This is a genomic window from Flavobacterium sp. FlaQc-57 (assembly GCF_044007395.1).
Classification (GTDB): domain Bacteria; phylum Bacteroidota; class Bacteroidia; order Flavobacteriales; family Flavobacteriaceae; genus Flavobacterium.
On the sequence record NZ_JBIPDA010000001.1, the window covers coordinates 814,707 to 840,045 of the forward strand.

Annotated in this window: 23 protein-coding genes and 1 pseudogene; 12 read left to right on the forward strand and 12 right to left on the reverse strand. The window is 32.2% G+C overall.

Translation table 11 applies throughout. The features are described from left to right. Window positions 1-37 precede the first annotated feature (37 nt). Window positions 38-256 (reverse strand): hypothetical protein, encoded by a 219-nt coding sequence (locus tag ACHRVZ_RS03465; protein ID WP_395420785.1) that lies wholly within the window; start codon window positions 254-256, stop codon window positions 38-40. Window positions 257-390: 134 nt separating this feature from the next. Here ACHRVZ_RS03465 and ACHRVZ_RS03470 point away from each other — a divergent pair, with 134 nt between their 5' ends. Both ACHRVZ_RS03470 and ACHRVZ_RS03475 read left to right on the forward strand, forming a co-directional pair. After that, window positions 391-1,155, forward strand: a complete 765-nt coding sequence (locus ACHRVZ_RS03470; RefSeq protein WP_395420786.1) for a class I SAM-dependent methyltransferase — start codon at window positions 391-393, stop codon at window positions 1,153-1,155. Between the two features lie 111 nt (window positions 1,156-1,266). Continuing rightward, the gene (locus tag ACHRVZ_RS03475) at window positions 1,267-1,935 is read left to right on the forward strand and encodes a ZIP family metal transporter (RefSeq protein WP_395420787.1); all 669 of its coding nucleotides are present in this window, start codon (window positions 1,267-1,269) and stop codon (window positions 1,933-1,935) included. A gap of 72 nt (window positions 1,936-2,007) precedes the next feature. Here ACHRVZ_RS03475 and ACHRVZ_RS03480 read toward each other — a convergent pair whose 3' ends face one another. The 3 genes from ACHRVZ_RS03480 to ACHRVZ_RS03490 all read right to left on the reverse strand — a co-directional run bounded on the left by ACHRVZ_RS03480 (window position 2,008) and on the right by ACHRVZ_RS03490 (window position 6,993). Next, window positions 2,008-4,392: a TonB-dependent receptor domain-containing protein gene (locus ACHRVZ_RS03480; RefSeq protein WP_395420788.1), complete on the reverse strand. Its 2,385-nt coding sequence runs from the start codon at window positions 4,390-4,392 to the stop codon at window positions 2,008-2,010. Window positions 4,393-4,545: 153 nt separating this feature from the next. After that, the gene (locus tag ACHRVZ_RS03485) at window positions 4,546-5,691 is read right to left on the reverse strand and encodes a helix-turn-helix domain-containing protein (RefSeq protein ID WP_395420789.1); all 1,146 of its coding nucleotides are present in this window, start codon (window positions 5,689-5,691) and stop codon (window positions 4,546-4,548) included. A gap of 156 nt (window positions 5,692-5,847) precedes the next feature. Then, entirely contained in the window at window positions 5,848-6,993 is a 1,146-nt protein-coding gene (locus ACHRVZ_RS03490) for a helix-turn-helix domain-containing protein (protein WP_395420790.1), read from the reverse strand. A 182-nt stretch (window positions 6,994-7,175) separates the two neighbouring features. On the opposite strand from ACHRVZ_RS03490, the gene murQ reads away from it, so the two are divergent. The 3 genes from murQ to ACHRVZ_RS03505 all read left to right on the forward strand — a co-directional run bounded on the left by murQ (window position 7,176) and on the right by ACHRVZ_RS03505 (window position 8,964). After that, a complete protein-coding gene (gene murQ, locus ACHRVZ_RS03495) occupies window positions 7,176-8,000 on the forward strand; it encodes an N-acetylmuramic acid 6-phosphate etherase (protein WP_395420791.1) in 825 nt (274 codons plus the stop codon). 97 nt (window positions 8,001-8,097) lie between these two features. Beyond that, on the forward strand, window positions 8,098-8,319 hold the full coding sequence (locus ACHRVZ_RS03500; protein ID WP_264529601.1) for a DUF6095 family protein: 222 nt from the start codon (window positions 8,098-8,100) through the stop codon (window positions 8,317-8,319). A gap of 72 nt (window positions 8,320-8,391) precedes the next feature. Continuing rightward, on the forward strand, window positions 8,392-8,964 hold the full coding sequence (locus tag ACHRVZ_RS03505; RefSeq protein ID WP_395420792.1) for a pentapeptide repeat-containing protein: 573 nt from the start codon (window positions 8,392-8,394) through the stop codon (window positions 8,962-8,964). A 4-nt stretch (window positions 8,965-8,968) separates the two neighbouring features. Here ACHRVZ_RS03505 and ACHRVZ_RS03510 read toward each other — a convergent pair whose 3' ends face one another. Beyond that, window positions 8,969-9,772, reverse strand: a complete 804-nt coding sequence (locus ACHRVZ_RS03510; RefSeq protein WP_395420793.1) for a DNA alkylation repair protein — start codon at window positions 9,770-9,772, stop codon at window positions 8,969-8,971. Window positions 9,773-9,929: 157 nt separating this feature from the next. Here ACHRVZ_RS03510 and ACHRVZ_RS03515 point away from each other — a divergent pair, with 157 nt between their 5' ends. The 7 genes and pseudogenes from ACHRVZ_RS03515 to ACHRVZ_RS03545 all read left to right on the forward strand — a co-directional run. After that, window positions 9,930-10,280 carry a winged helix-turn-helix transcriptional regulator gene (locus ACHRVZ_RS03515; protein ID WP_395420794.1) on the forward strand — a complete coding sequence of 117 codons (351 nt, stop codon included), beginning with the start codon at window positions 9,930-9,932 and terminating at the stop codon, window positions 10,278-10,280. Between the two features lie 12 nt (window positions 10,281-10,292). Beyond that, on the forward strand, window positions 10,293-10,868 hold the full coding sequence (locus tag ACHRVZ_RS03520; protein ID WP_395420795.1) for a DUF1572 family protein: 576 nt from the start codon (window positions 10,293-10,295) through the stop codon (window positions 10,866-10,868). Window positions 10,869-10,999: 131 nt separating this feature from the next. Further along, window positions 11,000-11,371 (forward strand): DNA topoisomerase IV, encoded by a 372-nt coding sequence (locus tag ACHRVZ_RS03525; RefSeq protein WP_395420796.1) that lies wholly within the window; start codon window positions 11,000-11,002, stop codon window positions 11,369-11,371. 34 nt (window positions 11,372-11,405) lie between these two features. Continuing rightward, window positions 11,406-12,179 (forward strand): TerC family protein, encoded by a 774-nt coding sequence (locus tag ACHRVZ_RS03530; protein ID WP_395420797.1) that lies wholly within the window; start codon window positions 11,406-11,408, stop codon window positions 12,177-12,179. Window positions 12,180-12,379: 200 nt separating this feature from the next. Further along, window positions 12,380-14,299, forward strand: a complete 1,920-nt coding sequence (locus ACHRVZ_RS03535) for a DUF294 nucleotidyltransferase-like domain-containing protein (RefSeq protein ID WP_395420798.1) — start codon at window positions 12,380-12,382, stop codon at window positions 14,297-14,299. Window positions 14,300-14,301: 2 nt separating this feature from the next. After that, window positions 14,302-14,928, forward strand: coding sequence for a PolC-type DNA polymerase III (locus tag ACHRVZ_RS03540; RefSeq protein ID WP_395420799.1), 627 nt, complete (start codon window positions 14,302-14,304; stop codon window positions 14,926-14,928). Between the two features lie 78 nt (window positions 14,929-15,006). Beyond that, window positions 15,007-15,711, forward strand: a pseudogene (locus ACHRVZ_RS03545) (AAA family ATPase); the annotation flags it as partial. A 51-nt stretch (window positions 15,712-15,762) separates the two neighbouring features. Here the strand turns inward: ACHRVZ_RS03545 and ACHRVZ_RS03550 are convergent. From ACHRVZ_RS03550 to ACHRVZ_RS03580, 7 genes are all read right to left on the reverse strand, one after another. Then, window positions 15,763-18,480, reverse strand: a complete 2,718-nt coding sequence (locus ACHRVZ_RS03550) for a DNA gyrase/topoisomerase IV subunit A (protein ID WP_395420800.1) — start codon at window positions 18,478-18,480, stop codon at window positions 15,763-15,765. Between the two features lie 49 nt (window positions 18,481-18,529). Next, complete coding sequence (locus ACHRVZ_RS03555) at window positions 18,530-20,398, reverse strand: DNA topoisomerase IV subunit B (protein WP_395420801.1); 1,869 nt, start codon at window positions 20,396-20,398, stop codon at window positions 18,530-18,532. Between the two features lie 161 nt (window positions 20,399-20,559). Continuing rightward, window positions 20,560-21,735 (reverse strand): nicotinate phosphoribosyltransferase, encoded by a 1,176-nt coding sequence (gene pncB / locus ACHRVZ_RS03560; RefSeq protein WP_395420802.1) that lies wholly within the window; start codon window positions 21,733-21,735, stop codon window positions 20,560-20,562. Window positions 21,736-21,812: 77 nt separating this feature from the next. Further along, window positions 21,813-22,793 (reverse strand): transglutaminase domain-containing protein, encoded by a 981-nt coding sequence (locus ACHRVZ_RS03565; protein WP_395420803.1) that lies wholly within the window; start codon window positions 22,791-22,793, stop codon window positions 21,813-21,815. A 3-nt stretch (window positions 22,794-22,796) separates the two neighbouring features. Continuing rightward, the gene (locus ACHRVZ_RS03570; protein ID WP_395420804.1) at window positions 22,797-23,321 is read right to left on the reverse strand and encodes an NADPH-dependent FMN reductase; all 525 of its coding nucleotides are present in this window, start codon (window positions 23,319-23,321) and stop codon (window positions 22,797-22,799) included. A gap of 7 nt (window positions 23,322-23,328) precedes the next feature. Then, window positions 23,329-24,243, reverse strand: coding sequence for a YihY/virulence factor BrkB family protein (locus tag ACHRVZ_RS03575; RefSeq protein WP_395420805.1), 915 nt, complete (start codon window positions 24,241-24,243; stop codon window positions 23,329-23,331). Between the two features lie 134 nt (window positions 24,244-24,377). Then, window positions 24,378-25,055 carry a TIGR02117 family protein gene (locus tag ACHRVZ_RS03580; RefSeq protein WP_395420807.1) on the reverse strand — a complete coding sequence of 226 codons (678 nt, stop codon included), beginning with the start codon at window positions 25,053-25,055 and terminating at the stop codon, window positions 24,378-24,380. Between the last annotated feature and the right edge of the window lie 284 nt (window positions 25,056-25,339).

Genomic DNA, 25,339 nt, shown 5'->3' on the forward strand with positions numbered 1-25,339 from the left:
TATTAATCACAATACAATAAAGTCATGTGAAACTTTTTTAGTTCACTAAATCAAAACCTTCTGGAATCTTACTTCTTTTTAAAAATCCCCAAATCTTATTATCTGGTGTTAATTGTTTATAACTACTTTTAATATATGGTCGATCACCATCATTAGGATGAAATTTTTCACTTAAATATTCAACTTCATCTTTTGTTAATTCTCGAATTGTACCATCTAAATTGACATACACATATTCACATATATTTTCTTTCATCTTTTTTTGAATTAAAAAAGGCCTTCCACAAAGATGTATTGGTGAACATCTATTTAGGTATCATCACGAAATAGTTATTTTTCGGCAAAAATACACTAAATTTGCGGTACTTTGAATTAATTGAAATAGAATAAATGTCTGACGCAGCAAACTCATCAACACCAAATCAGGAACGTAACACCGAAAATTGGTTTACGTCGTGGTTTGACACTCCTTATTACCACATTCTTTATAAAGACCGAAATTATCGCGAAGCTCAGATTTTCATGGATAATCTTACGCATTATCTTAATTTGCCTGAAAAAGCAAAGGTTCTTGATCTTGCATGCGGAAAAGGCCGTCACTCTATTTATTTGAATCAATTAGGATTTAATGTTTTAGGCGCAGATTTGTCTGAAAACAGTATTGCCGAAGCCAGCAAAAACAGTAACGAAACCCTGCATTTTAAAGTGCACGATATGCGTGAACCTTTTGAAGAGAAATTTGACGCTATTTTTAATTTATTTACCAGTTTTGGATATTTTGAAAGTGACGATGATAATTTAACAACTCTTAAAGCTATAAAAGAAAGTTTATCTGAATATGGTTTTGCCGTTATTGATTTTATGAATGTAAATCAGGTAATTGAAACTTTGGTTCCCGAAGAAATAAAAACCGTTGACGGAATCGATTTTAAAATCAAAAGATATGTTGAAGATGGACATATTTTTAAAGAAATAGATTTTGAAGATCAAGGCAGAAAATTTCATTTTACCGAAAAAGTAAAAGCTTTAACTTTAAAAGATTTTGAAGAATTAATGGCCGAGGCCGGAATTTTTCTGTTAGATATTTTTGGAGATTATAAACTCAAAAAATTTCACAAAACCGAAAGCGAACGATTAATCATGATTTTTAAATAACTGTTCAATTGTTAAATCGTTTAATCGTTTACCTGAGTATTTCTGTAAACGACCTTTAAAATGATTAAACAAAAAACGGTTAAACCATAAAAAACGATTAAACAATAAGAAATGAATTATCTATTACCCTTATTCTCTGTACTTTTAGGCTATGGCGTGGCTTTGTTTTTAAAACCAAAAAACAAAACCAATCTAAAACTATTATTAGCTTTTAGCGGTTCATTTTTATTATCGTTGACTGTAATGCATCTTCTGCCAGAAGTTTACGAGTCTCACAATCACAATATTGGCCTGTTTATTATGGTTGGAATCTTGTTCCAGATCATATTAGAGTTTTTCTCAAAAGGAGCTGAACACGGACACGTTCACGGACATGCAAAAATGTATCAAATTCCGTGGTTACTTTTTATAAGTTTGTGTATTCATGCTTTTTTAGAAGGTTTTCCTGTAAGTCATCATCATGATTTAGCACTCGGAATCGCCATTCATCACTTGCCAATTGCCGTGATTCTAACCACTTTTTTCATTAACGCAAGTCTGGATAAAAAAGCCATTTTTGCTTTCATGCTTACTTTCGCGCTTATGACGCCGCTTGGTACAATTGCATCTGAATATTTGCCTTTTTTAAATGATTATTACACTGAAATAACGGCAATCGTAATTGGAATTTTATTCCACATTTCATCAACTATTATTTTTGAAAGCAGTGAAGGTCATAAATTCAATATTGCCAAAGTTTCTATGATTGTTCTCGGTATTTTATTGGCATTTTTATTATAGTAAGTTAATTAGATAATGTGTCAATTACATGATGAAATAGTTTTCTAATTGACACATTATCTAATTATCTAATTAATTCGCTCTCTTTTTCTCATCCTGATTTCCAAAAGCGCGCTCATTCACATTGATTTTTTTGTTTCCAAAATTATAAACCACTGATAAGCGAGCAAATCTATTACTTTCATTTTGGTTATAAACCTGTTTCACGCCATTTACGATCGAGACATCATTCTTTAAATAAGAAGTATTAAAAATATCATTTACTAAAACCGAAATTTGCATTGCCTTGTTGAACAAATCTTGTTTAAAACCAATATTCAAACTTGACGTATATCCTGTATCATACAAACCGCTTTTATAAGGTGAAGTATAGTTAAAATCTACTTGTAATTTAGTTGCTTTACCCAATGAAAATGTATTATTTGTAGAAAAATCAACCTGAAGGCTGTTTTCTGGTGTTGCATTGATATCTTTTATAAATTTTATATCTGAACCGGAAAAATACAATGAATTTTCGCTCTGCCACCAATCTGCAAAATTAGCTGAGTATGTTTCTCCAATTCCATAATTAATACCTTTAAAATAATTCTCTCTCGATACAATTTGTGTCAATGTTTCAGGATTTGCAGTAAATATTACACCATAACCGTCTGTAATTGAGTTTAAGAAAACACTGGTTTTTAATATTTTTTTATACGAATGCGCAAATTCAAAATTATCACTAAACGATGGTTTTAAGAACGGGTTCCCTTCTGAATAACTATTACTGCTAATATAAATTCGAAACGGGTTTAACAAACTAAAACTTGGTCTGCGGATTCTCCTTCCATAATTTAGACTAAAACTATTGTTTTCGTTTTTTTGATAAGAGCTATAAAAAGTTGGAAACAATTTTAAATAATTATTTATAGTTTCCTGATTTAAAGTTTCCGAGAAACCATTTGTCTGCGTATTTTCTAAACGCAATCCCAATTGAAAATTCCATTTTTCATTGATTTTTTTATCTGCACTAATATAGACCGCCTGATTATTTTCGTTGTATTTAAATTGATTGGTTTGATTTGTATCTAAAACCGGTGTTCCGGTAATTGTATTAAAAAATACCACATCGCTATTGCTTGTTGTAAAACTTGCTTTCGCTCCATATGACAAGTTTAGGGCTTCAAGCGGATGTTCCATATCGGCCTTGAAACTCACATTATCAATTCCCTGATTCGATATATTTCGCCCTGACTGGTTTACATCGACAAAAGTTCCATCTGATGAATAATTTTTCGCAATAAAATCTCTGTCAAATTTTGAATCATAATTGAAGTAATCGACATCAAATGATAACTTTCGATTTAGAGACCCCAGTTTCGTAATCAAATGTAAATTATAAGTTTCGTTACCCGTTTTTCTATCTAAAAAACTCTCATTGATTATGTAACTTTCTAAATCATTTTGAGCATTATATTTATCTATTCTGATATCCGAGTCAAAATCAGGATTACTTTTGTCTTTTAAAAATTGAAAACCTATGGTTGTTTTTTCCGAAAAATCATAATCTAAAGCTAGTTTTCCAGATAAGTTTTGCTCATTTAATTTAGTTATAGCCTTCATTTTCGAAGGTCCTTCAATAAAATACATATCAAGAGATTCCGTAATATTTCTATAACCCGTTTTTCCATTAATACTGGCTGAAAACCTAAACTTATTTTTATTGTAAAAGAAATTATTTCTTAAAGCATAAATTCCATATTTATTTTGATCATACGAGGCTGTGGTTGTGTTTTTCCAGGAATTTCGAGCACCCTTTTTCATAACAATATTAATCAGTCCGCCATCTCCTTCAGCTTCAAATTTTGATGAGGGATTACTAATGATTTCGATGTTTTTAATATCGCTGGCTGAAATGGATTTCAAGAAAATATTCAGTTCTTCGCCTGTTAATTCAACCATTCTTCCATCGATCATAACACGAGAAGTTCCTTTTCCTAAAATATTGATCGCATTATTTTTTACTACGACACCCGGTGCAGTATTTATGGCACTCAAAGCGTCACCTCCAACCGTGTTCGCATTATTTTCAGGATTATAAACCAAACGATCAATTTTTTGTTCAATTGTATTTTTTCTGGATTGAATAACCACTTCGCCTAAGTTTGTTGCGTTTTCTATTAAAGTAATTGTACTTAAATCGGTGTCTTTTTCAATCGTAACATCTTTCTTGTACTCCTTAAATCCTAAAAGACTTACTTCGATTTTATAAGAACCTTTTATAATATTGATTTCAAAAGTACCGTCTTGCGTACTTGTTGTTCCGCCTATTATTTTTCCTTCGGAATTTGAGATTGAAATATCAGCCCATTCTAATGAAGTTGTTTCGCTGGCTATTTTTCCTTTTAATTTTACTGTTGATTGCGATAGACAAAATAATGGCAATAATAAAAAGATAAGGAGGTTTACTTTTTTCATGATTTCTAATTTTAACTTGTTTGATTAATTTGAAGCAAAATTGCCTTAGAAATCTTCGATACGCGACCGACAAAAAAAAGTCGAACCAATTTCTGTTCAGGAAATCAGTTCGACTTTATTAGACGTGAAGTACGACTTTTTACAAATCGCTTATTATGAAGCGTTTCTGTAAGCTGTGGGCGTTAAATTAGTATACTTTTTAAAAGAAGTATTAAAAGATGATTTTGAATTAAAACCTACTTCATATAAAATTTCTAAAACAGTTAAATCACTTTTTAGAGGATTTTTTAAAATACTCATGGCTTTTTCAATGCGATATTCATTTACAAAATCAAAAAAATGCTGATCCATATGATGATTAATCAAAACTGATAAATCCCGAACCGGAATCTCAATCTGGTTAGAAAGTTCCAATATCGTAAGCGACGGATCAAGAAATGGTTCTTTTTCTTTCATATAGTATTTCAATGTCGAAATTTGAGATGTAATTACATCATTTTGATTGTCTTTTATTGTTATACTATTTTCATTTTTCTTAGGAAGAATATCTTTTGCCAATTGCAATTTTGAATCGACACCTCTAAAAAGTTCAGGATAATTAAGAGCCTTTAATACAAACCAACAGATTATCACTAATAGTGAAAATTGCAATATTACATTTGCCCAAATCCATAGCAATTCATAATTAGCATATCTTAAACTATTTTTGGCTATAGATAAATAATACAAAGTAAATAACACGACAGATATCTGGATTAACCATTTAGAAAGAGAAGTTCTGGGATTAGCATAATTTTCCTGATATATGGCTCTATATTTTTTCAAAACCAAAAATACTGCGATACTATAAAACACAACTTGAATTGCTCCCATAGTCAGCAAAGAATAAAATTCCGGCATTTGATTATGATGATTATAAAAATCCATTTTTTCTGCATCAATAACAAAGTAGAGCCTAGCAAAAACAAGATTTTGAACTATAAACGGAATTGCATGAAGTAAATACTTGGGTTTTAATCGGAAATCAGCAAAACAAACCGATACTATATACAAGTAGAAAACAGGTAATATTAAGGCACTGGTAGTCCATCTGAAAAATTCTAAATTTAGATGTTCTTTAATGAAACTCTCACTAATAAAAAGACCGCTATTGTCAATTGCAAAAAGCAGTAAATAGGCAGCAAATAGTCTATTTGCAACTTTATTGTTTGTTTTTACGGTCAGCAAAAAGAATGCAAGTAAAAGAGCAACAAAAGCTGACATCCAGGACATTCCAATTAAAATGCTTATTATATCCATTATCTAATTAAATTATTTAAGCAAATATAATATTTTACTTCTTTTAACACTATTCACAAGATGTAGCATTATTACAAAAAAATTAAGAGTTTAAATTAAAAAAACTAATTTTTTTTAATCTAAATCTAAAACTTTAAAAGAAAATCAAGCCTTACATTATGAAGCATTTCTATAAGCTGTAGGAGTAAGATTGGTGTATTTTTTAAAAGAAGTATTAAAAGATGATTTTGAATTGAATCCAACTTCATACAAAATTTCTAAAACGGTAAGCTGACTTTTAGACTGATCTTTTAAAATATTCATTGCTTTTTGAATTCGATATTCATTTACAAAATCAAAAAAGTGCTGATCCATATGGTGATTAATCAAAACTGATAAATCCCGAACCGGAATATCAATTTGGTTCGAAAGTTCCTGAATCGTAAGGGACGGATCAAGATAAGGCTCCTTCTCTGTCATGTACTTTTTTAATGCCAAAATTTTAGAAGATGTAACTTCATCCTGATTGCTTATTATTTTGTCTGTAGCATCCCTTTCTTGCGGAAGAAAATCTTTTGCCAGTTGTATATTAGAATTAATTCCTCTAAAAAGCTCGGGGTGTTTTAATGCTTTCATTACAAACCAGCAGATCACAAATAAGGCCGCGCAAACCATAAAGACATTTCCCCATAGAAAAATCTCTCTTGAAGAAGTATAGCGCAATAAATTTTTAGACGCCGTAATAGAATGCATCACCGCAAAGACCCAATTCATCTGAAAAAGCCATTTGTAAGTAGACGAACTGGGATTGGTATAATTTTCAAGATAGATTTTTCTATACTTCTTCAAAACCAAAAAAATACTAATGATATAAAACCAATATTGAAATTCGATTAAAATCTGAAAAAAGTAAATCTCAGGCATTTGACTAAAATTAGCAATGAATTGCTCTTTTTCTATACCTGATTTCAAATAAAATCTTGGTACAAGAACTAAATTCATAACAACAAAAGGAAGCGTATATATTAAATGTTTCCATTTTAAGCGAAAATTGTTGTAACAAACTGCTAAAACGTAAAGATAAATCAAAGGCATTTCCAGCAAACATATGGTACTTCTTATAAGCTCTAAATCTGCATATTTCTGGGGAAATGAATAAGTAAAGAGCCCCGTAAAATCAATTGCTGAAAAAATAATAAACCAAGCAAACAGACGGTTTGCCAATTTATTTTCGGTTTTTACCGTTAGTAAAAATAATGCCAATAGTAATGAAACAAAAACAGCAATATGAGCAATGCTATCCAAAAAGCTTAATTTATCCATTTAAAGTTAAAATATGTAACAAATATAATATTTTAGTTTATGTAACATTGCTTCAAAAAAGCTGTCCTTATAAATAAAAAAATAAGACAAAAAAAAGATCGTAAATCATTGTGACTTTATGCTCTAAATTTCGCGATTGAAATAAAAAAGATTAATTTTGACCCGTCCAATAACATATAAAAATGACATTTACGAAAATTACTGAGGAAGCTTCAAAATACGAGCATTTAGAAAAAATGTCGGTTCATGAATTGCTAATTAACATCAATAAAGAAGACAAAACCGTTCCTGATGCTGTCGAAAGAGCTTTGCCTCAAATTGAAGCTTTGGTTGCTCAAGTGGTAACTAAATTAAAATTGGGCGGACGATTATTCTATATCGGAGCCGGGACATCAGGACGCTTAGGTATTGTTGATGCCTCAGAATGTCCCCCTACTTTTGGCGTTCCGTTTGACTTAGTAAATGGGATTATCGCCGGTGGAGACAAAGCCATTCGTCGCGCGGTAGAAAATGCTGAGGATAATGCCACTCAAGCCTGGATCGATTTACAAGCCCATAAAATTGGTGCAAATGATGTAGTAATAGGTATTGCAGCTTCCGGAACAACTCCTTATGTTATTGGTGGTCTGGAAACTTGTAATCAAAAAAATATCATCACCGGTTGTATAACTTGTAATCAAGGAAGTCCGCTTGCTCTTACGGCTCAATTCCCTATTGAAGTCGTTGTAGGTCCTGAGTTTGTTACTGGAAGCTCGAGAATGAAAGCCGGAACTGCTCAAAAATTAGTTTTAAACATGATTTCGACTGCCACAATGATTCAACTTGGAAAAGTAAAGGGGAATAAAATGGTCGATATGCAACTAAGTAATATAAAATTGGTAGATCGCGGAGTAAAAATGATTATGGGAGAAATTCCAGTTTCATATGAAGAAGCTTCTGAGCTATTAAAAAAATACGGCAGTGTGAGAAACGCTGTTGACAACTATATAAGTAAAAGGATTTTATAAAATAAGGTTTTCCTATCAATCTTTGACAAAGACGATGTGCTCGCAAAGTTTGAAACCTGAAACTAAAAAAACGTGAAACCTTTCAAAACAAAAAAAAATGGCAACAAATAAAGAATTATTAGGAAAAGGCATTAAATATCTATCAGGTTCATTGCCTTTATTATTTATTGGTCCATCATTGATTTATAATGCCTTTATGAATCAGCATACAAACTGGCATTATTTGGTTTTAGGAATCGGAATTGTAGCTTGTTTAAGCGCTATGTTTTTAATTTTTTATGGTTTGAAAGTTATCATGAAAGGATTGTTTAATGACTAATTAATTGTCTAAATAAACCAGGCAAGTTATTCAAAAATTACATTTTAACACATTATATATCTAAATCCAATAATGGAAAGTCTAATTCATATTCAAAAAACCTTCGAAAAAGTCGTTTACATTGACAAAAAAATAAACAATCGGGAGTTTGAAGATTGTGTTTTTAAAAACTGTGATTTTTCGAACAGTAATTTCGCCTACAATACTTTTTTAGATTGCGAATTTATAGACTGTAATTTATCAATGACAAGTTTATCTGGTACGAGTTTAAAAAATGTAACTTTTAAAAACTGTAAACTTCTTGGAATTGCTTTTAACGAATGTGATGATTTTTTATTTCAGGTTTATTTTGAAGAAAGCACTTTAGATTATGCCGCATTTTCGAACAAAAAAATGCCTAAAACAAAGTTCGTTAATTCATCTTTGCGAGATGTTACTTTTATAGGATGCAATTTAACAAGTTCTTTATTTGATAATTGCAACTTAGAAGGTGCTATTTTTAATGATACACAATTGGCCAGTGTAGATTTTAGAACAGCTTATAATTATAAAATTGACCCTGAATTTAATCCAATGCGAAAAGCACAATTTTCAACTCAGGGAATCGTAGGACTTTTAGATAAATATGATATTAAGATCGTATAAGTAATTACTTTTCAATTGTTCGCAAAGCTTTTTTTATAATGTAAGTAGTCTCTTTTACGGAACTTTCAACTTTCCATCTTTTACATAAATCTATTACAAAGTCAGGTCTGGTCTTGCTTGCGTCATTAAGCCAATTTCCAACACTGTCCTGAACATATTTGGAGGGATCTGCTTTTAACGAATTTAAAATACTTAATCCTAATTCCGGTTTTTGTTTAAGCGCTGCAATATGTTCACACCAAACACCTCTTGGTCTGATCGATTCCGTTGCAAAACGCCTAATATTTTCATTGTCGTTAAAAGTCCATTTTAATAAAATTTCAAGACTTTGATTTAAATTTCTCATAATGGCAGGCCGAACAGCCAGCCACGAAATTTCTCTAACGCCAAAATGTGTATCGGCAGCAAAAAACTGAATTTGCTCCAACATGTCTTCGATCTTCAATTTTTCATTTCTACCAATGCTATAAGTTGCCCAACAACGCACTAAATCAGATTCATGCGTAGAAATATTGGTTATCAAATCAGTATCATCATTTAAGATCGACTGCTTCAATAATTCAGTTCCAATGACCTCATTTATAGTGTTGACTGTTTGTTTCTTTAAATTATTGACCGCTATTAAAACGGGTTCAAAATATCTAAATCTATTAAGTTGCTTTAAAATATTTTCAAGCAAAACAATCTGGTTGACTGCCAACCATTCGACCAAATTAGCAGTCTCAATTTCTCCATTATTAAGTTGTTTTAAAATAAAATCCGGAATGTCTTTTGTTGATCTTGCTCCTTTTCGCTTTATATCTTTCATGAAAATAAATTTAAATTTCAAAACTGCATTATTCAATTTGACAGATCAAATCACTCATTCTGCATAAAATTTTGATTATTTTTGTAAATATCGGAAAGCTCAATAAACTGAGCAATACCGCATATTTTTATCCCATAGGGATATAAAAATCAATTTTATGCAAACAAAGGAACGAAATACAGAAAATAAAATTTGTCCGTTAGAAATTGCTGTAAACACTATTAGCGGAAAATGGAAAATTCCTATTGTCTGGCAAATTAATGAAGGTAAAAAAAGACCCAGCGAATTTTTGCGCGGCATTGCAAAAGTAGACAGACGCGTTTTAAACTTACAGCTGAATGAAATGGTTCAGGATGGTATTTTAATAAAAGAGTCATTTAACGAACTTCCGCCGCGGGTCGAATACTCGTTAACAGAAACAGGCAAAGAATTGGTTGAAATACTCTGGAAACTTAATAACTGGGGGAAAGTATTGATTTCTGAAAATAAAATTGAACTTCAATCCTAAAATATACAAATTATGAAAGCAGATGAGTCATACTTAGAAAGTGTAAAAAAGCAATTTTTATATTATAAAATGTTAGGCGAAAAAGCGATAAATCAATTAGAGCCTGAACAGCTTTTTGTTTCTATTAACGAAGACACAAATAGCATTGCTACAATAGTCAAACATATTTCAGGAAATATGCTCTCAAGATGGACCGATTTCCTAACTTCTGATGGAGAGAAAGAGTGGCGAAATCGTGATGCCGAATTCGAAAATGATTTAAAATCAAAAGAGGAGGTTCTTTCTGTTTGGAATAAAGGCTGGGATTGTTTTGAAAATGCTTTGAACAGCTTAAAACCGGAACAACTTTCAACTATTATTTATATTCGTAATGAAGGTCATACCGTTATCGAAGCTATAAACCGACAATTAGCGCATTATCCATATCATGTTGGACAAATTGTTTTTTATGCCAAACAATTAAAAAACAGCAGTTGGGACAGTTTATCGATTCCCAGAAATAAATCAGGGAATTATAATGCCGAAAAATTTGCTAAGGAAAAAGAAATTAAGAACTTTACCGATGACGAGTTGAAAAGATTGAAATGATCCATTTCTATTTTCTGATCCTGATAGTTCCCTAATATTGGGAAAGATCTTTTTTGTTTTTTTTAAATAAAAAATAAAAGACAGAAATGGAGATCACTATTAGCTCTTAAAAAAATAACTTAAATTAAATCATGAAAAAAATTATATTCTTATTGCCATTTCTTGCCTTAGTTTCTTGCTATAATGCAGAGCACAATTGTAAAGATTTTAAAAACGGAAAATTCAAATTTGAGTTTGAAGTAAATGGTGTAAAAAAAACAACTGTTTTTGAACGTAAAGACGGTATTGAAATTGAAACTTTTGAAGGGAAAACTGATACCTCAACAGTACGTTGGGTAAGCGATTGTGAATATATTTTGGAGAAAAAACATCCAAAAAATATGGCTGAAGAAAAGGCTATTAGTATGAAAATTTTAACCACTTCTAAAGATTCTTACACGTTTGAATTTGGAATGGTAGGTTCTGAAGAAAAGCAACGAGGAACGGTTGTAAAAGTGGAATAAATAGTCGAATTAACACAACTAAACTCTTTTTAGAATGGAAGTATTTTTAAATCCGGATGCGTGGATCGCTTTATTAACTTTGACTTTTCTTGAAATTGTTTTAGGAATTGACAATATCATTTTCATATCGATTGTAACAGGAAAATTACCTGAAGAAGAGCGCAAAAGAGCTACTCGAATTGGTTTATTTCTGGCTATGTTTATGCGTATTGCTTTGTTAATGGGAATTTCTTATTTAATCGCCATGAAAGCAACAATCTTTAGTATTCACTGGGGTTGGTTTGAAGGCGACTTTACAGGTCAGGCATTAATTCTATTTTTAGGAGGTTTATTTTTAATCTATAAAAGTACTAAAGAAATCAGCGAAAAAGTAGATCATAAAGGTGAAGAAGAAAAAACAATAAAGTCGGCTGCAAAACAATCATTTTCGAATGTTATCGTACAAATTTTACTGATCGATTTAATTTTTTCCGTCGATTCTATTTTAACCGCAGTTGGTATGACTAACGGAGTACATGGCGCTCTAACTATTATGATTACAGCTGTTGTAATTTCGGTTTTAGTGATGATGCTATTCGCAGTTCCAGTTGGAAATTTCGTCAATAAAAATCCATCTATTCAAATTTTAGGCCTGTCGTTTTTAATATTGATCGGATTCATGTTAATTACAGAAAGCATGCACTTATCAGGTGCCGCACTTGCAGGCGAGCATATTGGCGCAGTACCAAAAGGATATTTATATTTTGCTATTTCTTTTTCCCTTGCTGTTGAATTTATCAATATGCGAATTCGGAAAAAACAATCCTAAATCATCATTTAAAGTTCCATTTTTGGAACTTTTTTTTTGAAATGTGAACAAGGTAAAACAACACAAATATTTTATTCTCAAACTGTAAAAAAGCCTTTGTCCCTATATCTCTTTATCACTTTGAGCCTCTTCAAAAAATATCAAAGGTGTTTCTTTTACATTTCTATTTTAAATAGTACATTAGAACCTAAATCTTAAGCATGAAAAATACCATTTCGCATAGAGTTGCCGATTTTTTAAAGGACTTCCCTCCTTTTAATTTTTTGCACCAAACTAACCTGGAAAAACTATCTGAACAAATCTCTATTGTTTACAAAGATAAAGATGCCGTGATTTTTGCTGAAAATGAAAAAACACACGATTCCTTTTATGTTGTGCATAAAGGCGCAGTTGCTCTTAAAAAAAGTGCTAAAAACAATGTTTTAGACATGTGTGACGAAGGTGATATTTTTGGTCTTCGTCCACTTTTGGCACAGGAAAATTATATTATGGAGGCTGTAGCGATCGAAGAAACCATATTATATGCCATTCCTATTGCCGTTTTTAAACCTTATGCTCTTGAAAATAGAACCGTTGGTAATTTTTTAATAGAAAGTTACGCTTCTAATACCCGAAATCCTTATTCAGATATTCATAAAGATAAACTATATGGTGACGATTTGCTCCATGAAAATTTGCATTCCAACCATGATTCATTTGATTTAGCTCCAATAAAATATTCAAAAAAAATCATCACCTGCAGCCCTTCAACAACCGTTAAGGATGCTGCTAAGATTATGAATCAGAATAAAGTTGGAGCAATATTAATTGTAGATGAAATGCTTCCAATTGGAATTCTGACGGATAAAGATCTGCGCAATAAAATTGTTACCGGAGATTATTCAATTATGACAACTGCCGAAACAATAATGACGAAGCCTGTTATTACGTATCCCAAAAAAATGACCGTTACTGAGGCACAAATGGCAATGATGAAAAGTAATATCAGCCATTTATGTCTTACTAAAGATGGTACAAACAATACTAAAGCGGTCGGGATTTTATCGAAACACGATGTTATGGTGGCTCTTGGAAATAATCCTGCTGTTTTAATAAAAGCGCTAAAAAGGGTTAAGAAGGTTAAAGAAATCAAACCCATTCGAGCTAGAATAATGCAATTGCTTCAAGGATATTTAGATCAAAATATTCCGATGACTTTAATTTCTAAGATCATAACCGAATTAAACGAAGCTTGTACGACACGCGTGATCGAAATGTCTTTAAAAAAAATGAGCAGTCCACCGCCAGTAAAATTTGCATGGCTGGCTTTAGGAAGTCAAGGCCGAAGCGAACAAATGCTGCACACAGATCAGGATAATGCTATTGTTTATGAAAATGTGTCGGAGGTATTTAGAGATGAAACAAAAATATACTTTTTAAAATTTGCTGCTCTTGTCAACAAAGGTCTATTTGATATAGGCTATGATTATTGTCCTGCCGAAATGATGGCTTCGAACCCAAAATGGTGCATGAGCCTTGACGAATGGAAAAAACAAGTACATTATTGGATTACTAATCCCGGAAAAAATGAAGTTTTGCTGTCATTTATATTTTTTGATTATAGTTTGACATATGGCGATGCCGAAATTGTGAACGAACTCTCAGACTTTATTTTTGAAGATGTAAAAGCAAATCCGGTTTTTTATGTTCATTTGGTGAGTGGTGCTTTGCAAAGTCCATCTCCAACAGGATTTTTTAGACAGTTTTTAGTGGAACAAGACGGAGCTAACAAAGACCATTTTGATATTAAAAGAAGAGCTTTAATGCCTTTGACTGATGCTGCACGGGTTTTAATTTTATCTCATTCGGTTAAATCAATAAGCAATACTGCAGAACGATTCGAGAAACTAGCCGAACTCGAACCAAATAATCGTGAGTTGTATTTGTCTTGTTCGTACTCCTTTAAAGCTTTATTAAAATTTAGAACCAAACAAGGACTTTTACACAACGATTCTGGTCAATTTATTGCGCTGGAAACTTTATCAAAAATGGAAAAAATTAAGCTGAAACGTACTTTTAAAACCATTAAAGAACTTCAGGAACTTATTTCGGTACGTTTTAATATTTCAAATCTGGTATAATCATGAGTTTATTCAATTTTTGGAAGAAAGAAGAAAATATATTCGATGAAAATGTTACTATCGAAGAAACTAGATTTGTTGTTGTAGATACTGAAACTACAGGTTTTGATTACGAAAACGACCGAATTTTATGCATCGGTGCACTTGTTTTACAAAATGGTACAATCTCAATTCAGAACAGTTTTGAAGTATATTTACAACAAGATCACTACGATAAATCGACGGCCCAGATTCACGGAATTTTAAGAGACTTTATTTTAAAACGCCCAACCGAATTAGAAGCTTTACAGCAATTTTTAGTTTTTCTTGGAGATTCAATAATCATTGCACATCATACTATTTTTGATGTTACAATGATTAATAAAGCATTAGAAAGAAATGGTTTACCTCAATTAACCAATAAAACTTTAGATACTGCACATTTATATAAAAAAACATTAATTAAATCGCATTTGTTTGAGCGAAAAGATCACTACACGCTTGATGACCTTGCCGATAAATTTGATATCTCTAAAAAAGACCGTCACACAGCTTTGGGCGATGCGTATATAACGGCCATTGCGTTTCTTAAAATTGTAAAAAAATTAAAAGAAAAAAAAGAGACTAATTTGAATGCTTTGTTTAAATAAAAAGCCTGATTTTAAAATCATACTTGTTTGTAAAAATTAATCTTCTATAAAAAGTCTATATGGGAATACGTTGGATGATCTATTTTTAAGCTGTTTCATGAAGCTATCGCACAAATACTCCCACTCTATGGTGCGCCTCCAGGATATGTTGGTTATGAGGCTGGAGGCCTACTCGTTAATAAAATTAGACAGAAACCGTATTCAATAGTTTTATTTGATGAAATCGAAAAAGCACATCCTTCTGTTTTTGATGTCTTTCTTCAAATTATGGATGAAGGAAAACTGCATGATCGTTTAGGAAAAGAAGGTGATTTCTCTAATGCAATCATCCTTTTTACTTCAAATATTGGAGCAGATCATATTGTGAATACCTTTAATAATGGAGAAATTCCAAATTCATCTTCTTTGATGGAAATTATGGCAAATTATTTCAGACCTGAATTTCTTGGCCGACTTACTGAAATTGTACCTTTTGCGCCTATCAGCAAAGAAAATGCCTTGAAAATATTTGAGATCCATCTCAAAAAAGAGTTTATGGATTTATTGAAGAATCTAAATATTGAGGTCGAGATTCCAATGGAAGCTAAACTTTATCTGGCAGAAAACGGATACAACGCAAAATATGGAGCAAGGCCAATAAAAAGTATTATTAGAAGCCATTTGAGAAGACCTCTGGCTAAAAAAATAATTTCAGGCGAAATAGTAGATGGTGACAAAATAATCGTTACTATTGAAAATGAAGAAGTACAATGGAACAAAGAAAAGCAAATTATTGCTTTGTAAAATTCGTTATATAAAAAAAGCGCTAAGGGTTTCTTAGCGCTTTTTCTGTTTTTATTCTAAAACCAATCCAATTTGGCCGTCATCATCTAATTCTGTTTCAACTGAATCATCTTCTGGTAATTCAGGTTTTTCAGGAACTTCTTCGATTGGTTCTTCATAAGGTAATGGATCTAACAAATTAACTTGCTTTAATTTATCAGCTGTAAGTTGATTTCCTAATGCTTTAATTCCTTTTACAGCAATAAAATCTTCAACATCAATATGTAAATCTTCTTTCTGAACTCCTTTTACTTTTGCAAAAACCAATTGTGCCAGCGGACGATAATCTGTTGATACAATTTCTAATTGCGAATTTGGATGTTCGGTAATAAAGCTTTCCTCCTTTTCGGTTTCAACCAAGAAACGTTTCAAGTAATAGCGCTCTTTTTCTCCATCATAATAAATAGCCGAAATTGGTTTCTTAGGCTTCCATTTCTCTAAAACAATCATATCTTCCTCAAAATGAGTTGATAATTCCGGAATAATAACTTTTAGTTTCCCCGTCTGACTGATTATCAAAATTTTATCACTTGGCTTAAATTCACCCAATAATTCACCTCTTGCATCTACATTTAAACGTTTTACGGTATCATCAAACCAAACTTTTCTTGGCAGTAAAGTCGAAATTCCTTTTTCTTTTAATTCTATTTTCTTGATTGGATATTTGGTAACCAAATTTCCTTTTGACGCACGGCCTTTAATAGCCAATTTTGCAAAATCAATATCGAATTTTAGTTTTTTAATTGTTCCAATCTGGCGTAATAAAATGGTAACAACCTCAGCTTCACCATTCGGGTTATGTGAAAAATAAACGACCTGCGAACCATTTGTTCCATTTGTCAAATCGTAAGCCTTATCACGTGTTACTCCACTAACATTGAAACGTTTGATATATGAAGGACCTGATTTACCATCACGATACATCATATTATAAATGGTACGTTTATCGCTCTTATCAAAAACGGCAACATGTATAATATCTTTTCCTATAAATGTTTTAGAATCGACTTTTGTAATCATTAATGTTCCATCGCGTAAAAACACAATTACATCATCAATATCTGAACAATCACCTACATATTCATCTTTCTTCAAACTCGTTCCTACGAAGCCTTCTTCGCGGTTTACATATAGTTTTGTATTTCGCAAAACTACTTTTGTAGCCTCAACGTTATCAAAAACACGAAGTTCGGTCTGGCGTTCGCGGCCTTTTCCGTATTTCTCTTTTAATTTCGTAAAATAAGCAATTGCAAAATCAGTTAGATTTTCTAGATGATGCTCTACTTCTTTCATTTCATCTTCTAACTTAGCGATAAAATCATCGGCTTTATCAGAATCGAAACGAGTAATACGAATCATCGGAATTTGAGTCAAACGCTGTAAATCTTCATCGTTGATTTCTCTGACGAATGATTTTTTGAAAGGCTCAAATCGGTCGTATAAATATTTATAAAGTGATTCTCTGTCAGAATATAATTTGAAATCAATGTACATCTCTTCACGAATGAAGATTTTTTCTAAAGTAGAAAAATGCCATTTGTTTTTTAATTCTTCTAATTGAATTTCTAATTCTTGTTTAAGTAAATCAACTGTTCTATGTGTCGAAATCTTCAACATTTCAGAAACTCCTATAAACAAAGGTTTATTGTCTTCAATAACGCAACCTAAAGGCGCAACAGATGTTTCGCAAGCTGTAAAGGCAAACAAAGCATCAATTGTTTTATCTGGTGAAACACCCGGAAAAAGATGAATTAAAATCTCAACATCGGCCGCTGTATTGTCTTCGATTTTCTTGATTTTGATTTTACCTTTTTCATTGGCTTTCAAAATACTGTCAATCAAAGTCGTAGTGTTGGTAGAAAATGGAATTTGCGTGATCACCAACGTATTCTTATCTAATTGCGCAATTTTTGCACGTACACGTACACGTCCACCACGCAATCCGTCATTATAATTAGACACGTCAGCAATACCTTGTGTCATGAAATCAGGATATAATGTAAATGCTTTTCCTTTTAAGATCTTGATTGAAGCATCAATTAATTCATTGAAGTTGTGAGGCAAAACTTTAGTCGAAAGACCAACCGCAATTCCCTCAGCTCCTTGTGCTAATAGCAACGGAAACTTTACCGGAAGATTATTTGGTTCTGCACGACGACCATCATACGAAACACCCCAATCGGTAATTTTTGGAGAATACAGAACCTCCAAAGCAAATTTAGATAAACGTGCCTCAATATAACGAGAAGCCGCAGCTCCATCGCCTGTTAAGATATTTCCCCAGTTTCCCTGGCAATCAATTAATAAATCTTTTTGACCAATTTGTACCATTGCATCACCAATACTCGCATCTCCGTGTGGGTGATACTGCATAGTGTGTCCTACAACATTGGCAACTTTATTGTAACGACCATCATCCAACTCTTTTAGCGAGTGCATAATACGACGCTGAACTGGTTTAAAACCATCTTCAATTGCCGGAACTGCACGCTCTAGAATTACGTACGAAGCATAATCTAAGAACCAGTCTTTGTACATTCCGGTTACTTTCGTAATCGTATCCTGACCATCTTCTTCGTTATTCTCGTAAAAATGCTGTCCTTCAAAATGTTTAGCATCTACGTTAATAATTTCATCTTCTTCTCCATCTTGATTATCATCAATCGGATTTTCTTCTGAATTATTCTCGTCGTCGTTTGGAATTATGTTATCGTCTTCTTCGTCTTTCATATATTTTGTTCAGTATAACTACTAAAAAATTCTTCTATAATTCTATCTTTTAAACTTCCTCAACCGCGTCCAACTCCACTTTCAAATTCTTGATAATGAACTCTTGTCTGTCCGGAGTATTTTTCCCCATGTAGAAAGACAGTAATTGCTCGATCGAAGTATTTTTATCCATCATAATTGGGTCAAGTCGAATGGTTTCTCCAATGAAATTCTTGAACTCATCTGGCGAAATCTCTCCCAAACCTTTAAATCGGGTGATTTCTGGTTTTGGTTTTAATTTTTCAATCGCATCTCTTCTTTCTTCGTCTGAATAACAATAGATTGTTTCTTTTTTATTTCGAACCCTGAAAAGTGGTGTTTGCAAGATATATAAATGTCCTTCTTTGATTAATTCAGGAAAAAATTGCAAAAAGAAAGTAATCAACAACAAACGAATGTGCATTCCATCGACATCGGCATCGGTTGCGATTACGATGTTGTTGTAACGCAATTTTTCCAGTCCGTCTTCAATATCTAAAGCGGCTTGCAATAAATTAAATTCCTCATTTTCATACACAATCTTTTTACTCATTCCGTAGGAGTTCAAAGGCTTTCCACGTAAACTGAAAACAGCTTGTGTATTCACGTCACGCGACTTTGTAATCGATCCGGAAGCCGAATCTCCCTCGGTGATAAAAAGCGTACTCTCTAAGTTTCTTGGGTTTTTTGTATCTGGAAGATGCGCGCGGCAATCTCTTAATTTTTTATTATGAAGATTCGCTTTTTTAGCGCGATCTGTCGCTAACTTTCTAATTCCTGATAATTCTTTACGTTCTCTTTCGGCCTGTAGAATTTTACGCAATAAAGCTTCTGCAGTTGGAGGATTTTTATGTAAATAATTGTCTAATTTATTTTTTACAAAGTCATTTACAAAAGTACGGACTGAAATCGCCGGAGTTCCATCATCAGAACCCATGTCTGTTGATCCTAACTTGGTTTTGGTTTGCGATTCGAAAACAGGTTCCATAACCTTGATACTAATCGCACTCACAATCGATTTACGAACGTCAGATGCTTCAAAGTTTTTGTTGTAAAACTCACGGATGGTTTTAACAATCGCTTCTCTGTAAGCCGCTAAGTGCGTTCCTCCCTGCGTTGTATTCTGACCATTGACAAAAGAGTGATATTCTTCGCTATATTGCGTTTTACTGTGCGTTAAAGCGATTTCAATATCATGATCTTTCAAGTGAATAATCGGATATTCTAAATCATCTTCATTGATGGTTTCTTCTAATAAATCGCGAAGTCCATTTTCTGAGTAATATTTTTCTCCGTTAAAAATGATTGTCAAACCATTGTTTAAGTAACAATAGTTTTTAACCATTTTAATTACATATTCCATACGGAATTTGTAATTTTTAAAAATTGATTCATCTGGCGTAAAAGTTACTTTTGTTCCTTTTCGCTTCGTTGTCTCAATTATATCTTCTTCCAAAACTAAATTTCCTGCTGAAAATTCTGCTCCTTTTTGTTTATCATCACGAACAGATTCTACACGAAAATAGTTAGACAAAGCGTTTACTGCCTTCGTTCCGACACCGTTTAGACCTACTGATTTCTGGAAAGCTTTAGAATCGTACTTTCCTCCTGTGTTCATTTTAGAAACTACATCAACCACTTTTCCTAACGGAATTCCACGTCCGTAATCACGAACTGAAACCGTTTTGTCTTTGATCGTTACCTCAATAGTTTTTCCAGAACCCATAACGAATTCATCGATACAGTTATCTAAAACCTCTTTTAGAAGAATATAAATACCATCATCCGGCGAAGATCCATCTCCCAATTTCCCGATATACATTCCGGGACGCATACGAATATGTTCTTTCCAATCGAGTGATCGAATGTTATCTTCGGTATATTGATTTTGCTCTAGCATAAAGTAAATTGGATTTTTGGCTAATGTACCATTTATAGTCAAAAAATAAAAGCGTATTACTTTTTTGTTATGAATAATAACAGTTTTGAATTCTATTTAAATTGATTTTAAAATAATAGTGGCGTTAAATTATAAAAAAACTGCATTTTCAACAAAAAAATCTATTTTATTCCGAGTACTTCTTTTGCCAAAGCAATCATTTCGGGAGTTCCCGTATTTTTGTTTTTTTCGTCAGAAAGTTTTACTACTCCTTGCCAATGGGTATTATCAAGCTTAACTTCTGTCAATTTTATCACCATATTCATTGCTGGTAAACCTACATCATTGGTGAAATTGGTTCCAATTCCAAACGACATTTTAATTTTATCTTTACAAAAATCAGTTATGCTTTTTACTTTTTCAAAATTTAAAGAATCCGAGAAAACAATCACTTTTGACTTTGGGTCAATTCCCATTTTGATGTAATGCGAAATTACTTTTTGCGCAAACTCTATAGGGTCTCCACTATCGTGACGAACTCCATCAAAAAGTTTAGAATATTTTTTATCAAATTGTTCGAAAAAAACATCTGTTGTGTAGGTATCTGTTAAGGCAATTCCGAGATCACCTCCGTAAACTTGTGTCCAATGTTCGAGACTTATTAAATTTGCCATTTTAAACCCAAATTGAGCCGCATGAAACATAAACCATTCATGCGCATGAGTTCCTAAAGGTCGTTTATTATTGACCATCGCAAAATGCACATTACTCGTTCCTATGAAGCTTTGCGCACCAAAAGTCTGCAGTGTCTCATTTATCAAAACATGAACATCGTATGAATGGCGTCGTCTTGTACCAAACTCTAAAATCGAAACTCCAAGTTTGTTATAATTATCAATTTTATCTTTGGTAAGTTTTTTTATAGCTTCATCATTGAGACGAATTAGATGATTGGCTTTATAAAAAAGTTCTGAAATTAATGCCATTAAAGGCACTTCCCACAAAATAGTACGATACCAAAATCCTTCAATAACAACCTGAATTTCTGAACCTTCCTGAGTAATTTCAATTTCAGACGGATCAAAACTATATCCTTGTAAAAAATCTAAATAAGTGGGATCAAGATAAGGACAATGATGTGATAAATACTTTTTTTCCTCTTTTGTCAGTCGTAAATCTGCCAATGCATCAACTGATTTTCTAAGTTGATCTGCAAAACCTGGCGGAAAAATATGTTTACCGCGGTTAATAAAACCATAACGCACTTTTGCCTTCGGAAAAAGCTTTATTACAGCATGCTGCATTGTAAATTTATAGAAATCATTATCTAAAATCGATTTCAAAAAAGTTGTTTCCATATTCTGGCTACTATAATATTCTTAATTGCTAAAGATACGGCAAATCAATAAAAGTAGAACATCTTATCTCTGCAAAACTATTTTCGAATTACTTTAAATGACACGATACTAAATGTATCTACATAAATCGTAATATAATCACCTATACTTTTACTATAAGCAATTTGAAATTCTAAACCACCACGTTTTTCTTTTGAATTTTGAATTTTAACTGGCTGATTTTTTTTATTCAAGTAGAAAACAACATCCGATTTTGAAATATTTTTGATTTCAATCGTTATTTTATCGCCATATTTTGCTTCAATTATTCCGGAATTTGGTGATTCAATTTTATAATCGCGTTCAATAGTTTTATTATAAAGTAATGGTCCGTTCAAAAACTCCTCTTTACTTAATTTATTTCCCAAATAAGAACCCGAATCAGGAAAATGCTTAGCAAAAAAATAATCCGGATTTGTATCAAAATAAACAGCATTAAAGTCATTTACCATTCTTCCTTTACCACTATCATAATAACCTTGTCCCCAGGTAACATCTAGCAATCTCCATTTTTTATCAATCAAAACTATATTCCAAGCATGATTTGAAGAAGTGTTTTTTCGACCAATATCTTCTAATCTTGTTTTAGAATCTCCACGAATTATTTCTGATTTTAATCCTGTAAGTTCTGCCAAATATTGGTACAAGGCCGTAAAGCCTTCGCAAACTGCTTTTTGAGAAGTAAATGTTTTTAGAATCAATTTATCCTTGAGCTGCTGAATCTTTCTTCTTTTTTCTGCCTCCGTAGAATAACTGAAACCTTGCGATCTTGGCGGATTTAAAAAAGAAGCGTAATCATACTTTATATTGAGAGCAATCCAAGTATAAATTGCTCTTGCTCTATCATAATCAGAAGTAAAATCAATTTTGATTTTATCGGCTAATTGTTCAATTGTACTAAAGTTCTTTGGATATTTTGCGACAATCCTGTCAACCTCATTGTATTTTTGACCATACGATGAATGCAGAAAAACAACATTTATGAAAAGAAATATAAAAACAAACTTTTTTAGAATCATGGATTAAAAACTGGACTTTATTACGTCTTTTAGTTCTTTATCTAACTCTGTATTTGAGATTTTATTTTCCTCTAAATCAAAATTAGCATTGAAAGCAGGTAACGAAAAAGTAGCTTTTATTTGTGCTCCATATCTTGGCAACGCATTATTTGCAATTTCTAAAACTGATGCACCACCTCTTGCTCCTGGTGAAGTTGCCAGTAATAACATCTGTTTCTGCTGAAAAATATCTTTCATTATTCTGGAACACCAGTCGAATAGATTTTTGAAGGCTGACGAATAATTTCCATTATTTTCTGCCAGAGAAACTACTAAAAGATCTGCACTTTCTATTTTTTTTAGAAATGCTTTTGCAAGTTCATGCTGACCAACTTCTTTTTCAAGATCGACACTAAAAAGGGGCATCGCAAAATCATTTAAATCTAAAACTTCAACTTCGGCATTTTCAAATAAACTTGCGGCATAAGTAGCCAAATGTTTGTTGATCGAATGTTGACTGTTACTTCCTCCAAAGGCTACAATTTTCATAATGGTTTTATTTTTTAATTTCAAAAATCTCTTTTTTTATTTCTACAGAGTATTCGTTTGGAGCAATTTGCCCTCCATATGATTTGGCATACACTTTAGTAAACTCGGCTCCAAAATATAAAATAATAGCCGAATAATATACCCAAACCAATATTATTATAATAGAACCTGCTGCGCCATATACACTTGCAATAGTCGAATTTCCTAAATAAAATCCGATTGCAAATTTACCAATCATAAAAAGTACAGCTGTACATCCGGCACCAATAAAAGCATCTTTCCATTTTATGATTCCGTCTGGTAAAGTTCGGAATATAATTGCGAAAAGCAATGTGATACTGGCTAAAACGATTATTAAATTTAAGACATAAAATAAATATACGGTACTGTCTTCTAAATATATTTTTAGCCTTGAGTTTAAGAGGTCTAAAGTTGCATTTACCATTAAACTAACCAACATTAAAAACCCAACTGAAACGATCATCGAAAAAGACATGATTCTGTTTTGAATGAACTTTTTTAAACCTTTATTGGGCTTAGCACGTAATCCCCAAATAAAATTAATAGAACTTTGAATTTCAGCAAAAACTCCGGAAGCTCCTATTAGTAGCATTACAACTCCAAAAACAGTTACAAAAACATTACTATCAGACAACTGAACATTTTTTATCGCATCCTGAATTTGAATTGCGGCCTCGTTACCTACTAATCTGTTAATTTGTCCGTAGAGTTCTCCGGTTACTGCTTCTTCTCCAAAAAAGAATCCACAAATTGTAATGATGATAATCAATAAAGGAGGCAATGCAAATATGGTATAATATGACAATGCCGCACTAAGTTTAATAGCATTATCATCGTTAAATTCTAAAAAAGTCGTTTTTAGTAAATACCAGGTTTTTGATAAAATATTTTGCTTTTCCACAGGGCTAGTTTTTGATATTCTCTCAAATTTAGGGAATAATCCAAAAAACTGTATTGTTGTTTTTTGGATAAATATTACATTTTGACCATGTTGACTTTTGCTTTCTACTTCTATTTTAATCTTCAATAACCAGTTTATTTATAATGGCAGAAAATCCCCTTGTCATAAACTGTCCATAAACTTGCTTTTTGATTAGCCGCTTTTAATGCGCTATTTGCCCAAGTATTGCAAGTATAAAAAAGATTGTAACTTCCTTTTGCTTCATAAAAAGCATCTTTCTTTCCATAACTGTAGCCCTGAATCCATTCTGGATTTGCTGAATTATTGAAGCTTTCAGCTATATAGTCGACTAACTTTTGGTAGTTTTCTTTTGAAATTAAAATACGTTTGCAGTTTTCGTTCTCACCAAGTCCTTTATAGAATGTGGTATGCATCGCTGACGAACTTACTCCAAATATTGCTTTAGCAGCTGTACTTGCTTTTAAATCTGACCATTCCGGAGTATTGAGATAAAATCCTTTATCTCCCCAGCCAAATGCGATAAAATTCCCTAAACTGTCTTTAGATTGTGTTTGACTGAATTGAATTTGGTTACGCCAGTCTTTTATTTCGTTAACAACAGGAACGACAATATCAGTATGAACTCCGTTGGAAAGTATGTAAATAGGAATTGCCTCTTTTTCGTCGACTTGCGCAATATCTGAATTGACGGTGATTTTAGAAATCAGATAAACTGAGATCATGTAAAGAATTAGAAAAGTAATGATTCCGAGGAATGTCCAGCCTAGAAATTTAAAGGTTGATTTTAGCATTTGTTTGGTTGTTTTAAGGTTATTAAAAAGGTCTTTTTTGTTGTAACCAATTTTTGAGCCAAAAATTCAAACTCTCATTTTTTTGTCATTTCGAGGAACGAGAAATCACACTAGAAGATCCATAAAGTAAATCGCCAATCATTGTAGAGTTTTGCGTGTGATTTCTCGTTCTTCGAAATGACAAACTGTATGCAAAGATATAAGTACGTTTATTTTTAAAACATAAAAAAACTGCTGAATTTCTCCAGCAGTTTAATCTATTCTCTTTATTCTTGATTCTATTT

What these genes read in the sequence shown, in the direction of transcription:
- ACHRVZ_RS03465 (WP_395420785.1), bottom strand. Translation starts at nt 256, where the DNA reads ATGAAAGAAAATATATGTGAATATGTGTATGTCAATTTAGATGGTACA.
- ACHRVZ_RS03470 (WP_395420786.1), top strand. Translation starts at nt 391, where the DNA reads ATGTCTGACGCAGCAAACTCATCAACACCAAATCAGGAACGTAACACC.
- ACHRVZ_RS03475 (WP_395420787.1), top strand. Translation starts at nt 1,267, where the DNA reads ATGAATTATCTATTACCCTTATTCTCTGTACTTTTAGGCTATGGCGTG.
- ACHRVZ_RS03480 (WP_395420788.1), bottom strand. Translation starts at nt 4,392, where the DNA reads ATGAAAAAAGTAAACCTCCTTATCTTTTTATTATTGCCATTATTTTGT.
- ACHRVZ_RS03485 (WP_395420789.1), bottom strand. Translation starts at nt 5,691, where the DNA reads ATGGATATAATAAGCATTTTAATTGGAATGTCCTGGATGTCAGCTTTT.
- ACHRVZ_RS03490 (WP_395420790.1), bottom strand. Translation starts at nt 6,993, where the DNA reads ATGGATAAATTAAGCTTTTTGGATAGCATTGCTCATATTGCTGTTTTT.
- murQ (WP_395420791.1), top strand. Translation starts at nt 7,176, where the DNA reads ATGACATTTACGAAAATTACTGAGGAAGCTTCAAAATACGAGCATTTA.
- ACHRVZ_RS03500 (WP_264529601.1), top strand. Translation starts at nt 8,098, where the DNA reads ATGGCAACAAATAAAGAATTATTAGGAAAAGGCATTAAATATCTATCA.
- ACHRVZ_RS03505 (WP_395420792.1), top strand. Translation starts at nt 8,392, where the DNA reads ATGGAAAGTCTAATTCATATTCAAAAAACCTTCGAAAAAGTCGTTTAC.
- ACHRVZ_RS03510 (WP_395420793.1), bottom strand. Translation starts at nt 9,772, where the DNA reads ATGAAAGATATAAAGCGAAAAGGAGCAAGATCAACAAAAGACATTCCG.
- ACHRVZ_RS03515 (WP_395420794.1), top strand. Translation starts at nt 9,930, where the DNA reads ATGCAAACAAAGGAACGAAATACAGAAAATAAAATTTGTCCGTTAGAA.
- ACHRVZ_RS03520 (WP_395420795.1), top strand. Translation starts at nt 10,293, where the DNA reads ATGAAAGCAGATGAGTCATACTTAGAAAGTGTAAAAAAGCAATTTTTA.
- ACHRVZ_RS03525 (WP_395420796.1), top strand. Translation starts at nt 11,000, where the DNA reads ATGAAAAAAATTATATTCTTATTGCCATTTCTTGCCTTAGTTTCTTGC.
- ACHRVZ_RS03530 (WP_395420797.1), top strand. Translation starts at nt 11,406, where the DNA reads ATGGAAGTATTTTTAAATCCGGATGCGTGGATCGCTTTATTAACTTTG.
- ACHRVZ_RS03535 (WP_395420798.1), top strand. Translation starts at nt 12,380, where the DNA reads ATGAAAAATACCATTTCGCATAGAGTTGCCGATTTTTTAAAGGACTTC.
- ACHRVZ_RS03540 (WP_395420799.1), top strand. Translation starts at nt 14,302, where the DNA reads ATGAGTTTATTCAATTTTTGGAAGAAAGAAGAAAATATATTCGATGAA.
- ACHRVZ_RS03550 (WP_395420800.1), bottom strand. Translation starts at nt 18,480, where the DNA reads ATGAAAGACGAAGAAGACGATAACATAATTCCAAACGACGACGAGAAT.
- ACHRVZ_RS03555 (WP_395420801.1), bottom strand. Translation starts at nt 20,398, where the DNA reads ATGCTAGAGCAAAATCAATATACCGAAGATAACATTCGATCACTCGAT.
- pncB (WP_395420802.1), bottom strand. Translation starts at nt 21,735, where the DNA reads ATGGAAACAACTTTTTTGAAATCGATTTTAGATAATGATTTCTATAAA.
- ACHRVZ_RS03565 (WP_395420803.1), bottom strand. Translation starts at nt 22,793, where the DNA reads ATGATTCTAAAAAAGTTTGTTTTTATATTTCTTTTCATAAATGTTGTT.
- ACHRVZ_RS03570 (WP_395420804.1), bottom strand. Translation starts at nt 23,321, where the DNA reads ATGAAAATTGTAGCCTTTGGAGGAAGTAACAGTCAACATTCGATCAAC.
- ACHRVZ_RS03580 (WP_395420807.1), bottom strand. Translation starts at nt 25,055, where the DNA reads ATGCTAAAATCAACCTTTAAATTTCTAGGCTGGACATTCCTCGGAATC.